Here is a 442-nt window from a genome sequence, read left to right on the forward strand (position 1 = left end):
ACCGCTGGAAAGTGCGATTTGACACAAGCCTCGCTCCCGACATAACCGTCGCTGTACGGTTGGACCAGGAAAACAACTCCATCCTGGACTACTACCTGCTTCCACGTTTGGACTTCTGTCGACCGCGTATCAGTCTTGCTGAACGCAACCCCGCCGAATTGGAAAGTTATCGATTTGACAATCTGGACTACCTCTATGGCATGGCGGCTCGCTCGAGACTCCGGAGAGCGGCATGACAGAGAGACAACAGCCAGGCGAGGTACGCATGATCCCGATCGACCGGGTCGAAGTACTGAATCCGAGAGAACGCAACGGGAAGGTGTTCGACGAGATCGTTGAGAACATCAAGACCATAGGTCTGAAGAAGACTATTACTGTGACACCTCGCGCAGCGGCAGATGGAGGCGAGCGGTACAAACTGGTGTGCGGTGAAGGGCGTCTA

The 442-nt window shown here is 54.8% G+C and carries 1 protein-coding gene; it reads left to right on the top strand.

The window, feature by feature from the left end; all coding sequences use genetic code 11:
• The coding region (locus AC1DBD_RS17810; RefSeq protein ID WP_476982719.1) for a hypothetical protein at positions 1-236 on the top strand (236 nt) is incomplete at its 5' end.
• Between the last annotated feature and the right edge of the window lie 206 nt (positions 237-442).

It is taken from the genome of Arthrobacter sp. 10T419 (genome assembly GCF_056394105.1).